The organism is Paractinoplanes deccanensis (genome assembly GCF_016862115.1).
Taxonomy (GTDB): Bacteria; Actinomycetota; Actinomycetes; order Mycobacteriales; family Micromonosporaceae; genus Actinoplanes; species Actinoplanes deccanensis.
Genome location: NZ_BOMI01000038.1, coordinates 44,930 through 58,108, shown reverse-complemented (window position 1 = coordinate 58,108; position 13,179 = coordinate 44,930). Strand labels below are relative to the sequence as shown.

Here is a 13,179-nt window from a genome sequence, read left to right as displayed (position 1 = left end):
CGGAGCCGAAAATGACTGCGGCCGACGCGAAGGCTGCCGAAGCGGAGCCGAAGACGACCGCGGCCGAAGCGACGGCGTCCGACCGAGGGCCCGGCGCGGAGCTGGATGCGGACCGCCCGGCCGCTGGCACGCGGGCCGGCCGACGGGGCGATGGCGACCCACGAGACGGGGCGGCTAAGCCTGCCAAGGCCACGCGAAGCCGGGCCGCTCGAGCGAAGACACCCCCCGAGCCGTCGCCGGCGGCAGATGTCGAGGCGGAGGGCGCGGGGGCGCCGAGTCGTACGGTGGCCGGTGGCAGGCGGCCCGCGAAGGCCACCAAGCCGGCGGCCCCGGCGAAGAGCACGTCGACCCGGTCCGGCGGCAAGGCCGCGACCTCGGCGAAGTCGGCGGCGAAGACGCCCAAGCCGAAGCAGCCGGTGGTCAAGCCCACCCGGCAGCCGGACGTGCCGCTGCGGACCAGCACCGGCACCATCCCGGCCCGGAGCGGGACGCCGACCGGCTGGCTGGCCGCCTATCAGAAGGAAGCCGCCGAACTGCTGGCCGCTTCCGGTCAGCGCCGCCGGCGCCGTACCACGGCGAGCGCTGCCGACCCGGCTCGGGAGGGCTCCGGTCCGCCGTCCGAAGCCTGATCATCGACCAATGAAGGCCGTCCCGAACGGGGCGGCCTTCGTCGTTTCTTCAGCGGGACGAGGAACGCCGAAAGGGCCCTCCGCGCTGCCGACGCGGAAGGCCCTTTACCGGGGGAACGGAGTAACCGAAGGGGGGCTTCGTCCGTTAAGACCAGTTTAGCCCGAACTCGGACCAACTGGGAAGTCATCGCCTGAAAGCGGGTATTGCGTCCTCCGTGCCCGGACGGGTGGCTCCGAAACGCGCCGCAGCGGTTCGGGGGGTTGCGGCGTACGCTGTGCGGGTGGCGGATCTTCTGGTGTGGATCGACTGTGAGATGACGGGCCTCGACCTCGGCAAGGACAAGCTCATCGAGGTTGCCGCCCTGGTCACCGATCCCGACCTCAACGTGCTCGGCGAGGGCGTCGACCTGGTCATTCACGCCGACGACGCGGCGCTCGACGCGATGCCGCCGGTGGTGCGCGACATGCACGCCAAGTCGGGGCTGACCGACGAGGTGCGCGCGTCGACGATCACGATGGCCGAGGCCGAGGAGGCCGTGCTGGCGTACGTGCGTCAGTTCGTCCCCAACCCGCGCACGGCCCCGCTCTGCGGCAACTCGATCGCGACCGACCGCGGCTTCCTGGCCCGCGACATGCCGGCGCTCGACGACTTCCTGCACTACCGCATGATCGACGTCTCCTCGATCAAGGAGTTGTGCCGCCGCTGGTACCCGCGCGTGTACTTCGGCCAGCCCGCCAAGGGCCTGGCCCACCGCGCGCTCGCCGACATCCGCGAGAGCATCCGCGAGCTGGAGTACTACCGCCGCACGATCTTCGTCCCGCTGCCCGGCCCCGACGTCGAGACGGCCAAGGGCATAGCCGCCGAGCTGTAAGAGGTGTCACCCCGGCGCGCCCGGTAACCCACTCGACGACCCCCGCCGAGATTCCGCTATGCTTGTCCGGCACCACGGGGATCGTTCCCGTGCGCAGTGTTGGTTCGTAACATGGTGGTCGTAGCTCAGCTGGTAGAGCACCGGGTTGTGGTCCCGGGGGTCGCGGGTTCGAGTCCCGTCGATCACCCCAGAGGTAGTCAAGGTCAGAGGGCCGGTCCGCGTTGAGGACTGGTCCTCTCTCCGTTTGAGGGCCTCCGGCGGTCAGGGCCGACGGTTCCGCGGTGGCGCCGAGCGCGACCAGCCCGGTGGCGCCGTGCGCCGCCTCACGGTGAGCCTGCGCGAGGGCTCTCGGCCGCGGGCGCGTCGGCGCTCGCCTCGTCGGCGAGGCCGGGCGGGAACCAGTTGTTCCGCTGCCGGACCTCCTGCATGAGGACGAAGGCGTTCTCGGCGGTGGTGACCAGCATGGTGCCGAAAATCGCGCTGCCGATCAGGCCGCCGACGAACATGGCCGAGGTGAACACGTCTCGCTGCCCGCTGGCGCCGGTGGTGATCGTGATGGCGATGAACAGGACGTACGTGACCAGCAGCGTGACGCATCGGACAACGGCCTGACCGACGTGGAAGCCGAGAGCCTGCGGATTGCGGGCGTACCACCCGACGTCGTGGTTGAACTTGGCATTCTTGCGAAGTCGCCGATTCGCGACGGTGGAACTGGACTTCGCCAGCGCCTTCTGGATCGGGCGAGTGGCCAGATTGATCAGAATTCCGGAGCCTGCGATGAAAAGCAGGTTGAGCCAGGTGTTCTTGAAATCCATCTCGCCTCCGAGAAGGTGCTGCCATCACCCGAGATCAGCATTCGCGGTGCCAGGAAACATCGGTCGGTTGATGTTACGAGAACGAAGTGCCGGCCACGATGTACACGATGGTGGCGGGGCTGCGAGCGGCTTCGTCCCCTCAGTTGCGCATCGAGGCGCCTACCCCGTTGCCGGTGACCAGGTAATGCGTCTCCGGGAAAGTGCCGTCGGCGGCGCGGGGACCCTCGGCCGAGGCCGGGTCGGTGGAGCGGAATGTCGCCGCGGACCAGCCGTTCTCCTGCCAGCTGTTGCGGGTCTCGGTGGAACCGGGGGCGACCCCCGCCGGCTCGATGCCGTTCGAGATCGCGGCATTTGCCCGTAACGTGGCGGGGCCGCCCGGGAGGGCGAGACCGGAACCGCGATTGGCGAAGGCGGTGTTGTTGGTCAGCGTCAACCCGCTGATGGCCCCGGCGTCGTCGGTGAAGCCGTGGTTGGCGCTGGCCCAGGCGGCGTTGTGGCGCAGCGCGTGGCCGGCGCCGGCCAGGACGTTTTCGCCGTCGTCGTAGGACCAGTTGTATTCGACCGTCACGGGGCTCGCGAAGTTCAGATCCAGGCCCGACCGGCCGTTGCCGGAGAAGCGGTTGCCCCGCACCCGGTTGCCCTCGCCCGAGCCGAACACGAAGCACAGGTTGTGGCGGGCCGCCGCGACGGCGAGCATCTTGGGCAGCATCGATGCGGCCTTGACGCCGGCGATGCCCGCGGCGACGGCGGCGGGCACCGGCAGCGCCACCATGCCGAGCAGCAGTTCCTCGGGCGCGACCAGGCCGTGCTGGCCGAGCACGCACTGCGGGCAGTCGCGCACGTGTCGCACCAGCCTTTTGCACCACAGTGGATCCACCGCGCCGTTCCGGCGCCGCAGTTGATCCTGCAGAACGTCAGCAGCGGCAAGTGCGTCGATGTGCCCGGCGAACACCAACAAGCAGTGGGCGTTCGAGCCGACCGGCCCCAGTGGACGAACTACGTCATCCACACCGGACGGTTCGACACCACCAGCGCAACCCCAGCGTCGACAACGTCGCCTGCGCGCACCTCTCCACCAACTACCTGCAGGACATCACGTCGGCGGCGCCTGAGGGGAGCGGCCGGCCCTGGCCGGGGAGCCCAGCCCCGGCCGGTCAGGCGCCGTGATAGAAGAACCGGCCCAGCCCGACCGTGAAGATCGTGATGCCGTAGAGGGCGTGCTCCACCGACACCACGAGCAGCGAGCCGGTGCGCTGATAGCGGCGGGCGAAGAGCCAGCCGCCGGCCAGCGTGGCGACGACGGCGAGCACGTTGCCGAAGAGCAGATGGGCGAATCCGAACGCGGCCGCGCTCGCCGCCGCCGCACGAGCCCCGCCGCCGAACGGATAGCGGTGCATCAGGAAGCCGCGGTAGAGCAACTCCTGCGGATAGACCGAGAGCAGCGGATAGCCGGCACAGATCGCGAGCCAGAGCCACGGTTGCTCGCGCGGCAGGTCGAACAGATGTGAGCGGTCGAGGAGCGCCACCGCGGCGACGGCGGCCAGCGACACCACGGCCCAGAGGGCGAGCACCCGGGGCAGTGCCGGGCGCAGGGCGGCCGCCGCGAGGAGCGGCACCTTCGTCCGCCTCAGGGAGACGACCACCAGCGCGGCCGCGAGCAGAAGGACCGGGATCGGGCCGCCGGGGATGTCCGCGACGATGTAGGCCCCGGCGACGCCGTAGAAGAGGAGCAGGTATTCCACCCGGCGACGCTAGGCGCGCCAGGTGACGGGCAGATGGACTCAGCGCGGCAGGAGTTGCTGCATCGTGCCGAGCAGGTGCTCGGTCTGGAAGGGCTTGTGCAGCAACGGCGCGTCGGCCGGGATCTCCTGGCCGCCCGGCGCGGGGCCGCTCGTGTAGCCCGACATGAAGAGCACCGGCAGGCCGGGCCGGGTGCGGCGCAGCTCCGCGGCGAGCTGGGTGCCGGACATCCCGGGCATGATGACGTCGGTGAGCAGGGCGTCGAAGCGCAGCTCCTCCTCGCGGCACCGGCGCAGCGCCTCGAGCGGGTCGCCGGCGGCGTGCACCTCGTACCCCGCCTTGCGCAGGATGCGGCAGACGATGTCGCGGACGCCGTCCTCGTCCTCGACGACCAGGATGCTGCGCCCTTGGCCGGAGTCCGCGGCCGCTCGGGGCACCAGCGTCGCGGCCGGCGCCGTCACCTCGGCGGGCGGCAGGCAGACCCGCACGGTGGTGCCCTCGCCGGGCGCGGATTCCAGGGTGATCGTGCCGCCGGCGTCGGACACCACCCCGTACGCGGTGGCGAGCCCCAGCCCGGTGCCCTTGCCGCGGCCTTTGGTGGTGAAGAACGGCTCGAACGCGCGGGACGCCACCTCGGGCGCCATGCCGCAGCCGGTGTCGGCGATGGTGAGGCAGACGTGCCCGGTCTCGCGGTCGACGCCGGTGGCGAGGGTGAGCCGGCCGCCCGAGGGCATGGCCGCGCGGGAGTTCATCGCCGTGTTCATGATGACCTGCTCGAGCTTGCTGCGGTCCATGGTGATCGGCGGCAGGTCGAGCGAGAGCGTCGTCCGCAGCTCGATGTCCTCGCCGAGCGTGCGGGCCAGCAGGCGCTGCATGTCGGTGGCGACCGCGTTGAGGTCGAGGGTCTCGGGCCGCGACGGCTCCAGCCGGCTGAAGATCAGCAGCTGCCGGGTGAGGCCGCTGCCGCGCGCCGCCGCCTGCTCGATCGCCTGCGAGTCGGCGTGCAGCGGATGCTCGGGGCCGAGCTCCTCGGAGAGGATCGCGGCGTAGCCGGAGATGACCGCGAGGATGTTGTTGAAGTCGTGCGCGATGCCGCCGGCGAGCTGGCCCAGCGAGTCGAGCCGCTCGGCCTGGCGTAGCTGCTGCTCCATCTCGGCGCGGTCCTCCTCGGCGCGCACCCGCTCGCTGATGTCGCGCAGGATGCCCTCGATGGCGACCGGCCGGCCGTCGGCGCCGGTGACCGCGCCGGCCCGCTGCTCGATCCAGACGACGCCGCCGTCGCGGTGGTGCCAGCGGATGGCCAGCGTGCCGGGCTGCGGCGACTGCCACGATCGTTCGAGCGCCGCTCGGTCCTCGGGGTCGACCAGCCGGAAGATCAGCGCGGGGTCGGCGTAGAAGTCCTCGGGCGGATGGCCGGTGATCGACTGGACGGCGGGGCTGAGGTACTCCATGGCCGGCGCCGGGTGCAGCCGGAACCGGAAGATGACGTCGTGCGCGTGCTCGGCGAGCAGCCGGAACCGTTCCTCGCTCTCGCGCAGCGCGATCTCGGCGTGCCGGTGCTGGCGGCGTTCCGCGGCCTCGTGGATCTCACGCTGCACGGCCGGCGCGAGCCGGGCCAGCCGGTCCTTGAGGACGAAGTCGCGGGCGCCCGCGCGCATCAGGGCGGCCGCCGTCTCCTCGCCGACCTGGCCGGACACGAGCAGGAACGGCAGCTCCGGATCGTGCTCGCGGACCTGGTCGAGGACGTCCTCCGCCCGTACCCCCGGCATGTTGTAGTCGCAGATGACCACGTCGGGCGTGCGCTCGGACAGGGCGGCCGCGACGCCCTCGGCCGACTCGGCGCGCGCCATGCTGATCTCCAGGCCGGCCTTGCGCAGGCCGCGGTGCACCAGCAGCGCGTCGTCCTCGCTGTCGTCGACGACCAGGACGTGGATCATCGGATGGTCCACCCGTCCGGCGCGGGGGAGAGGCTGAACGAGAAGGCCGCGCCCTCGCCCGGCGCCCCGTCGGCGCAGATCTGCCCGCCGTGCCGGGTGACGATGCGGTGCACGATCGCCAGCCCGATGCCGGTGCCCTCGAACTCGCTCTGCGCGTGCAGCCGCTGGAACGGGTCGAACATCTTGTGCGCGTGCCGCATCTCGAAGCCGGCGCCGTTGTCGCGCACCGTGAAGACGTGCACCCCGTCCTTGATCGAGGCGGACATCGTGACGCGCGGATCCTCCTCGTACGAGGTGAACTTGTACGCGTTGCCGAGCAGGTTCTGCAGCACGAGCCGGATCAGGTGCGGGTCGCCCATCGCCTCCAGTCCGTCGGGGATGTCGAAGGTGACCGTGCGCACCGGGTCCGACGCGGTCAGCTCCTCGGCGATCTCGCGGGCCAGCGCGCTCAGATCCGTGTGCTCGCGGCGCAGCTCGCTGCGGGTGGCCCGGGACAGGTGCAGCAGGTCGTCGATCATCTGCGCCATCCGCTCGGCGTTCGCCTGGATGCGCGACAGATAGCGCTGGCCCTCGGCGTCGAGCACCTCGGCGTAGTCCTCGAGCAGCACCTGGCTGAAGCCCTCCAGCGACCGCAGCGGAGCGCGCAGGTCGTGCGAGACCGAGTACGCGAACGCGTCCAGCTCCCGGGTCGACGCCTCCAGCTGGGCGGTGCGCTGCTCGACCCGCTGCTCCAGCTCCTCGTTGAGGCGGCGCACCTCCTCCTCGGCGCGCTTGCGCTCGGTGATGTCCGTGGAGATGCCGCAGACGGCGTACGCCTTGCCGTCGTCACCGGCCAGCGGAAACTTCACGGTGATGTACGTGTGCAGGCCGTCGTCGCCGGGCGCCTGCTCCTCCACCTGCACCGGCACCCCGCGGGCGACCGCCTCGAGGTCGTTGGCGCGGAACTCGTCGGCGAGCGGCTCCGGGAACAGGTCGTGGTCGGTGAGCCCGACGATGTCCTCGCGGCGCAGCCGGAAGAGCCGTTCGTACTCCCGGTTGACCAGCAGGTAGCGGCCGTCGACGTCCCGCATGTAAATCACGGCGGAGGTGTGGTCGATGAGGGCCATGAGCTGCTGGGGGCCCACTTCCACCAGGGGCCGAGCGCCCATCGGCGACCTCTCTCATCCCACCTGTGCGACGGACACCGACGCTACCCGCGCGGCGGGGATCCGGGGCGCTTTTGCGACTTTTTGGAGGCCGGCGAGCACGTGGTCCTGCCGGGCCCGGGTCAGCCTCTCCAGGAACGTCTCGTTCATCCCGGTCGTCCCGGCGCGGTTGGAGACGAGCGGCTGGTCGCCCAGCCCGTCCGCGTCCCGCTTGCGCTGCGGCTTGAAGAGGAACTTCTTGCTCAGCATCAGGTGGGCCCCGGCCGCCCGGGCGTGCTCGGTGAGCAGCCGGTGCCAGTCGGCCAGGGCCGGGTGGTGCCCGAGCAGCCGCTCCAGGTCGGCGGGCTCGGCCACGGCCAGGTCGCCCGGGTCGAGGTCGAGCGCGTCGAGCATCCGTTCCGGCAGCGGCGGCTGGGTCATCAGCTCGTCGAGCTGGGCGCGCTCGCTGTCGAGCAGCGCCGGGAAGATCCGGCGCACGTGCTGGTCGTAGCCGGGGATCGCGATGCCGAGCAGGAAGTCGCGCTTGAGCGCCTCCGGGTCGAGGGCGCCGCTCGGCGGGATGTCGTCCTCGGCCCAGTGCACCGCGAACTGCCGGAACACGTCCATGAAGAACTCCGGCGGCATGCTCTCCTCCGGCGGCGCGGAGGCGAAGTCGAGGAACAGCTTGCGCAGGGCGACCAGCAGCTCGGTGGCCAGCCGTACGCGGCAGACGGCGTCCTCGCAGAGCAGCCCGGCGTGGTCGCGGGTCAGCGGGTCGAGCACGTCGTTGATCGCCAGCTCGATCGCCTCGCCCCGCTTGACCAGCAGGAAGAACCGCTCCTCGCTGCCCGTGCCGGTGTAGCTGCGGATCCGGCCGTCGTCGAAGACGCCGGGCAGCTCGGCCAGGCACTCGCCGTCGCGCATCACCCGCAGCGTGCCGACGTTCCACCGGACCAGCGAGGCGTAGCTGTCCCGCACGTAGTGGCCCTTGCCGGTGTGCGTGGCCAGGGCCGCGAAGTAGTCGCGGAACGGCAGCTCGTCGGCGCCGGCGAGCAGGCCCTCGAAGGCACGCTCGGGCTGATGCCGGGCGCCGGGCGTCCACTCCTGGTAGTGCCGCGACAGCGACGCACCGAGGAAGCCGAGCCGCACCACCAGCCGCTGCGCCTCGACCGGGTGGAGCCGGCCGACCGCGGGCAGGTGCGGCAGCAGGATCTCGCGGGCCTGGTCGGCGAGCATGCCGGGCGCGGCGTCGCCGTCGAGGATGGCGCGGTTGAGGCGGGGCACCTCATCGTCCAGCCATGCGTCGATCATGTTCTTCGGTTCGACGTGGTGGCGCATTTTCTTAATCCCGAGATGCGCCATCGGCGTCGATCGGCAACCATGGCGTTTCAACCAGGGAATATCGACAACTTTGGATGGTGGTCCATGGATGGCGTGTTCCGTATCGTGACTGACCCGGTGTCCGACTCCGTCGCGATCTCGGCGATCTTCGCCGTGTTGCCCCTGCTGACCCTCTTCGTCCTGCTCGGCGTGGTCCGCATGCGTGCCTGGCTGGCCGGCGTGATCTCGCTGGCGGTGGCGCTGGTGGTCGCGGTCGCCGTGTACTCCATGCCGGTGGGCCAGGCGCTGCTGTCGGCGAGCGAGGGTGCCGCGTTCGGCTTCTTCCCGATCCTGTGGATCGTCATCAACGCCATCTGGGTCTACAACCTGACGGTCGCGAGCGGCCACTTCGACGTGCTGCGCCGCTCGATGGAACGGGTCAGCCCCGACCTGCGTATCCAGGCCGTCATCGTGGCGTTCTGCTTCGGTGCGCTGCTCGAGGCGCTGGCCGGCTTCGGCACCCCGGTCGCGGTGACCGTGGTGATGCTGATGGCGCTCGGCTTCCGCCCGATCAAGGCGGCGGCCGTCGCGCTGATCGCCAACACCGCGCCGGTCGCGTTCGGCGCCCTCGCGACACCGATCACCACCCTCGGTACGGTCACCGCGGGCGCCGCCGACGATCCCCGGCTCAACGCGGACACGCTGGGCGCGATGGTGGGCCGCCAGACCCCCGTGCTCGCCGTGGTGGTGCCGTTGATCCTGGTGGCCGTGATCGACGGCCGGCGGGGCGTGAAGCAAACGTGGCCGGCTGCCCTGATCGCCGGCGTGGTCTTCGCGGTGGCCCAGTTCGTCGCGTCGAACTACATCTCGGTGCCGCTCACCGACATCGTCGCCTCGCTCGCCGCCGCCGCGGCCGTGGTGCTGCTGTTGCGGGTGTGGCGCCCGGCCGCGACCCCGGTGCTGTCGTCCACCGGTGGCGGTTCGGGTGCCGTGCTGGAGGCCGAGCCGAAGCACGACTCCGCCGGCGAGGTCGCGCGCGCCTACGCCCCGTACCTGATCATCATCGCGATCTTCTCGGTGGCCAACCTCGGCCCGATCAAGGACGCCCTGGCCGAGCCACCGTGGACGGTCAAGTTCGCCTGGCCCGGCCTCCACGTGCTCGGCGAGAACGGCCAGCCGCTGGCATCGACCACGTTCACCCTCGGCTGGCTCCCCGCCGCCGGCACGCTGATGATCCTGGCCGGCATCCTCACGGCGGTGGTCCTGCGCGTGCGTCCCGGCCGAGCCCTCAGGGCGTACGGGGACACGTACGTCGAGCTGCGCCACGCGATCGTCACCGTGATGGCCGTGCTCGCCCTCGCGTACGTCCTCAACCAGTCGGGCCAGACCGCCACCCTCGGCGAGTTCCTGGCCGGCGCGGGCTCGTTCTTCGTCTTCCTCTCGTCGATCCTCGGCTGGATCGGCGTGGCCGTCACCGGCTCCGACACCTCGGCGAACGCCCTCTTCGGCGCCCTCCAGGTGCAGACCGCCGCCGACGCGGGCCTCGACCCGGTCCTGCTGGCCGCGGCCAACTCCTCCGGCGGCGTCCTCGGCAAGATGATCAGCCCGCAGAACCTGGCCATCGCCGCGGCCGCCGTCGGCATGGCCGGCAAGGAGGGCGACATCTTCCGCCGCGTCGTCGGCTGGAGCGCGATCCTCCTGCTCGTCATGTGCGTGCTGGTGACGCTGCAGGCCACTCCCGTCCTCGACTGGATGGTGCCGTCGGTATGACGCGAACGCTATAGATTGACATCGATTCGTCGGCGATGCGAGGGTCGGTCTGCCACAAGCAGAAAGGAACCTCCATGCGCGTACGCCGTGCACTCGCCCTCGCCGCCGCCGCTGTCGCCGCGGCCACCGGTGTCCTGGCCGGTCCCGCCTCGCCCGCTCACGCCGTCGCGGCCACCACGCTGGCCAACACCATCGCCCTGAGCAACTGCTCCGCCTCGCTGGTCCGCTACCCGAGCTCGGTGAGCAGCGATCGGGCGATGATGCTCACCAACGGCCACTGCTACGAGGGCGGCTTCCTCAGCGCCGGTCAGGTGCTGGTCAACCGCACGTCCAGCCGCTCCGGCACGCTGCTCAACAGCTCCGGCGGCTCGCTCGGCACGGTCCGCGCCGACCGGGTCCTCTACGCCACGATGACCGGCACCGACGTCACGCTCTACCGCCTCACCAGCACGTACGCCACGCTCCAGTCCCGCTACGGCGCGACCGCGCTGACCATCGCGAGCGCCAGACCGGCGGCCGGCACGAGCATCGCGATCCCGTCCAGCTACTGGAAGCGCATCTGGAACTGCAAGGTCGACGGCTTCGTCGGCCAGCTCCGCGAGGACCAGTGGACCTGGCGGGACTCGATCCGGTACGACGCCGCCTGCGACACGATCCACGGCACGTCGGGCTCGCCGATCGTGAGCGCCACCAGCGGCCAGGTCGTCGGCATCAACAACACCGGCAACGACGACGGCGAGATGTGCACGCTGAACAACCCGTGCGAGGTCAACCCGGACGGCACCACCACCGCGGTGCAGGGGCAGAGCTACGGGCAGCAGACGTACTGGTTCACCACCTGCCTGACCGCGTCGCGCACCATCGACCTGAGCAAGTCCGGCTGCCTGCTGACGAAGCCGTAGCCGCGGGCTCGCTCAGGCCACGCAGAACTCGTTGCCCTCCGGGTCGAGCATCACCACGTGGGCGAACCGGCCGCCGTAGCGCTGCTCGCGCACGGTGGTCGCGCCGGCGGCCTCCAGCTCGGCGGCCTTGGCCCGGATCGCGGGCTCGCCGCCGAGACGGAGGTCGACGTGCATGCGGTTCTTGGCGGTCTTGGGCTCCGGCACCCGCAGGAAGCCGATCGCCGGGCCGCGCCCGTCCGGGTCGACGATCGACGCGCCGTCCGGCTCGTCGTATCCCGGTTCGGGCACGTATCCGAGGGCCAGCGCCCAGAAGGCGGCGAGCCGGTGGGGATCCGCCGCGTCACAACCCAGCGTCCAGTGCGTCGTCATGCCGTCGAATCTAGAGGCCTCGATCGTCCGGCGGGAGGATGCGGCGGCCGAACTCGACGTTGTCCAGGTCGCCGTGGAACTGGTCGGTGTCGACGTCGCTCTGTGCCGCGTTGACGCGCTTGGCGCCGATCACCACGTTGCCGCTGGGCAGGATGTCCTCGAGCGGCCCGGTCCGCTGCGCCGGCGGCAGCACCTGCCGACCGGTGACCGGATCGTCGACCCTGATCTGGAAGAGCACCGGCGACAGCCGGACGCAGCTCACCCTGTACCACCGGCCCACCGTGAAGGTGAAGCCCTCGGGGCCGGCCGGCAGGAGCACGAAGTTCGTGCCGTCGGACCAGCGGCACGACGGGCGGCCGTAGTCGACCTGGAGCTTCCACTGGCTGATGCCGGCCGCGGCGGCGCCGAACTGGAACACGTTCATGCCGGCCTCCGCCGGCGGCGGCTCGGTGAGGCGGATGTCGGCGCTGTGGACGAACCGGCCCTCGCCCTCGTCGCCGGGCGCCAGCGTGACGGTGCTCGCCGGCCGGATCAGGGCCTGCGGGCAGGGGGCCGTCGTGCAGCTGCCGCCGGGGAAGCGCAGGAAGTGGTTGCCGCCCTCCTCGACCGAGGTCACCGCGCCACCGCCGCCGGTCAGCACGGTGCCGTGGAGCCCGTTGCCGCTGCTGTCGGCGACCAGCGCCGGGCCGGCGAACTCCCCGAGGTAGCGCAACTCCAGCTGACCGGGCGGAGGCGCGGCGCTCGCCGGCTGAGCCGTGGCAACGGCGGTGGCGGCGGCCAGGACAACGGCGGAGACCGCGCCGATCGTCGTACGTGCAATCGTCATGCCACGAGTGGAGCGGAATCCCGGCCCGTGCGAGCGGCGAATCTGTGCGACTGCCCCCGCGGATGACCCGATGGGGTCACAGGTAGCCGGGACGGGCGGCCAGGGCGTGCCCCGCGTGCCCGGCGGCGGTGGACAGCAGCAGGTGGCGCAGCCGGGTCGCCCGGTCGGTGGCCGCCCACGACTCCTGGCGAAGGCTGTCGCCGGTCGTCCGCGCGAGCCAGGCGTCGTGGCGGGCCGCCCGCTCGGCGAGCACGGCGCGCTCGTAGCGGTCGCGCAGGTGCCCCTCGGCGGCGCGGCAGACCACCAGCTCCTGCTCCAGCGGGTGCAGGCGCGGATCCCATCCGGCGCGGCCGGCCAGCGCGTCCGCCACGGCCGCGGTGGGCAGCCAGCCGTGCGCGGCGGCCTCGCGGACGGCCCGGTGCAGGAAGCGCTCGCGGGCGGCGTACTCGGTGGGGGTCTGCGCGCTCCACGGGGTGCCGAAGGCGGCGGCGGAACGGCGGGCGCGCAGGCGGGCGTCCGCGTCGAGCCAGGCCAGCCAGGCGGTGGTGACGTCGTCGGAGGTCTGCTCCCAGCGCTCCTGCCAGCGCGCGGCGGCGAGCTCGGCGCGGTCGGCGGCGACGCGCACCTCGTCCGCGTACTGGGTGGCGGCGATCGCCTCCAGCGTGCGCTGCCGGCGGCGGTCGGCGCGCTCCCGGATCAGGGCGGCCACGTCACGCAGGGCGCGGCGCGGGTGGCGTACGCCCTGGGGGCTTGCCAGCACCAGCACGGCGGGGAGCGTGAGCAGCATCAGGGTCGCCCAGATGGCGGCGGGGGCGGGCGTGGTCAGCAGCATTTCGGCAACGACGTTCATGGGAATGGGAGTCCTGTCCGCTCGA

General features: G+C 71.6%; 13 protein-coding genes and 1 tRNA gene. 5 read left to right on the top strand and 9 right to left on the bottom strand.

Going from position 1 to position 13,179, the window contains the following annotated elements:
- The first annotated feature begins 284 nt into the window (after nucleotides 1-284).
- The 3 genes from Ade02nite_RS12280 (at nucleotide 285) to Ade02nite_RS12270 (ending at nucleotide 1,691) form a co-directional block, all read left to right on the top strand.
- Nucleotides 285-629 carry a hypothetical protein gene (locus Ade02nite_RS12280; protein ID WP_203761733.1) on the top strand — a complete coding sequence of 115 codons (345 nt, stop codon included), beginning with the start codon at nucleotides 285-287 and terminating at the stop codon, nucleotides 627-629.
- 275 nt (nucleotides 630-904) lie between these two features.
- Nucleotides 905-1,501 (top strand): oligoribonuclease, encoded by a 597-nt coding sequence (gene orn / locus Ade02nite_RS12275; protein ID WP_203761732.1) that lies wholly within the window; start codon nucleotides 905-907, stop codon nucleotides 1,499-1,501.
- A gap of 114 nt (nucleotides 1,502-1,615) precedes the next feature.
- Nucleotides 1,616-1,691, top strand: a tRNA-His gene (locus Ade02nite_RS12270).
- A 133-nt stretch (nucleotides 1,692-1,824) separates the two neighbouring features.
- On the opposite strand, the gene Ade02nite_RS12265 is transcribed toward Ade02nite_RS12270, so the two are convergent.
- From Ade02nite_RS12265 to Ade02nite_RS12240, 6 genes are all read right to left on the bottom strand, one after another.
- Entirely contained in the window at nucleotides 1,825-2,316 is a 492-nt protein-coding gene (locus Ade02nite_RS12265; RefSeq protein ID WP_203761731.1) for a hypothetical protein, read from the bottom strand.
- 139 nt (nucleotides 2,317-2,455) lie between these two features.
- Nucleotides 2,456-3,166 (bottom strand): right-handed parallel beta-helix repeat-containing protein, encoded by a 711-nt coding sequence (locus Ade02nite_RS12260; protein WP_203761730.1) that lies wholly within the window; start codon nucleotides 3,164-3,166, stop codon nucleotides 2,456-2,458.
- A gap of 304 nt (nucleotides 3,167-3,470) precedes the next feature.
- Nucleotides 3,471-4,058, bottom strand: a complete 588-nt coding sequence (locus Ade02nite_RS12255) for a CPBP family glutamic-type intramembrane protease (protein WP_203761729.1) — start codon at nucleotides 4,056-4,058, stop codon at nucleotides 3,471-3,473.
- Nucleotides 4,059-4,097: 39 nt separating this feature from the next.
- Nucleotides 4,098-5,993 (bottom strand): PAS domain-containing hybrid sensor histidine kinase/response regulator, encoded by a 1,896-nt coding sequence (locus Ade02nite_RS12250; RefSeq protein WP_203761728.1) that lies wholly within the window; start codon nucleotides 5,991-5,993, stop codon nucleotides 4,098-4,100.
- The gene (locus Ade02nite_RS12245) at nucleotides 5,990-7,141 is read right to left on the bottom strand and encodes a sensor histidine kinase (protein WP_203761727.1); all 1,152 of its coding nucleotides are present in this window, start codon (nucleotides 7,139-7,141) and stop codon (nucleotides 5,990-5,992) included. The genes Ade02nite_RS12250 and Ade02nite_RS12245 overlap by 4 nt, the downstream gene beginning before the upstream one ends.
- A 12-nt stretch (nucleotides 7,142-7,153) precedes the next feature.
- On the bottom strand, nucleotides 7,154-8,428 hold the full coding sequence (locus tag Ade02nite_RS12240; RefSeq protein ID WP_203761726.1) for a hypothetical protein: 1,275 nt from the start codon (nucleotides 8,426-8,428) through the stop codon (nucleotides 7,154-7,156).
- Nucleotides 8,429-8,542: 114 nt separating this feature from the next.
- Here Ade02nite_RS12240 and Ade02nite_RS12235 point away from each other — a divergent pair, with 114 nt between their 5' ends.
- A complete protein-coding gene (locus Ade02nite_RS12235) occupies nucleotides 8,543-10,207 on the top strand; it encodes an L-lactate permease (protein WP_203761725.1) in 1,665 nt (554 codons plus the stop codon).
- A 74-nt stretch (nucleotides 10,208-10,281) separates the two neighbouring features.
- The gene (locus Ade02nite_RS12230) at nucleotides 10,282-11,109 is read left to right on the top strand and encodes a S1 family peptidase (RefSeq protein ID WP_203761724.1); all 828 of its coding nucleotides are present in this window, start codon (nucleotides 10,282-10,284) and stop codon (nucleotides 11,107-11,109) included.
- 12 nt (nucleotides 11,110-11,121) lie between these two features.
- On the opposite strand, the gene Ade02nite_RS12225 is transcribed toward Ade02nite_RS12230, so the two are convergent.
- From Ade02nite_RS12225 to Ade02nite_RS12215, 3 genes are all read right to left on the bottom strand, one after another.
- Complete coding sequence (locus Ade02nite_RS12225; RefSeq protein ID WP_203761723.1) at nucleotides 11,122-11,478, bottom strand: VOC family protein; 357 nt, start codon at nucleotides 11,476-11,478, stop codon at nucleotides 11,122-11,124.
- Nucleotides 11,479-11,488: 10 nt separating this feature from the next.
- Nucleotides 11,489-12,304, bottom strand: a complete 816-nt coding sequence (locus Ade02nite_RS12220; RefSeq protein ID WP_203761722.1) for a hypothetical protein — start codon at nucleotides 12,302-12,304, stop codon at nucleotides 11,489-11,491.
- 76 nt (nucleotides 12,305-12,380) lie between these two features.
- On the bottom strand, nucleotides 12,381-13,154 hold the full coding sequence (locus tag Ade02nite_RS12215; RefSeq protein ID WP_203761721.1) for a hypothetical protein: 774 nt from the start codon (nucleotides 13,152-13,154) through the stop codon (nucleotides 12,381-12,383).
- Between the last annotated feature and the right edge of the window lie 25 nt (nucleotides 13,155-13,179).

What these genes read in the sequence shown, in the direction of transcription:
- Ade02nite_RS12240 (WP_203761726.1), bottom strand. Translation starts at nt 8,428, where the DNA reads ATGATCGACGCATGGCTGGACGATGAGGTGCCCCGCCTCAACCGCGCC.
- Ade02nite_RS12215 (WP_203761721.1), bottom strand. Translation starts at nt 13,154, where the DNA reads ATGAACGTCGTTGCCGAAATGCTGCTGACCACGCCCGCCCCCGCCGCC.
- Ade02nite_RS12225 (WP_203761723.1), bottom strand. Translation starts at nt 11,478, where the DNA reads ATGACGACGCACTGGACGCTGGGTTGTGACGCGGCGGATCCCCACCGG.
- Ade02nite_RS12245 (WP_203761727.1), bottom strand. Translation starts at nt 7,141, where the DNA reads ATGGGCGCTCGGCCCCTGGTGGAAGTGGGCCCCCAGCAGCTCATGGCC.
- Ade02nite_RS12230 (WP_203761724.1), top strand. Translation starts at nt 10,282, where the DNA reads ATGCGCGTACGCCGTGCACTCGCCCTCGCCGCCGCCGCTGTCGCCGCG.
- Ade02nite_RS12235 (WP_203761725.1), top strand. Translation starts at nt 8,543, where the DNA reads ATGGATGGCGTGTTCCGTATCGTGACTGACCCGGTGTCCGACTCCGTC.
- Ade02nite_RS12220 (WP_203761722.1), bottom strand. Translation starts at nt 12,304, where the DNA reads ATGACGATTGCACGTACGACGATCGGCGCGGTCTCCGCCGTTGTCCTG.
- Ade02nite_RS12250 (WP_203761728.1), bottom strand. Translation starts at nt 5,993, where the DNA reads ATGATCCACGTCCTGGTCGTCGACGACAGCGAGGACGACGCGCTGCTG.
- Ade02nite_RS12265 (WP_203761731.1), bottom strand. Translation starts at nt 2,316, where the DNA reads ATGGATTTCAAGAACACCTGGCTCAACCTGCTTTTCATCGCAGGCTCC.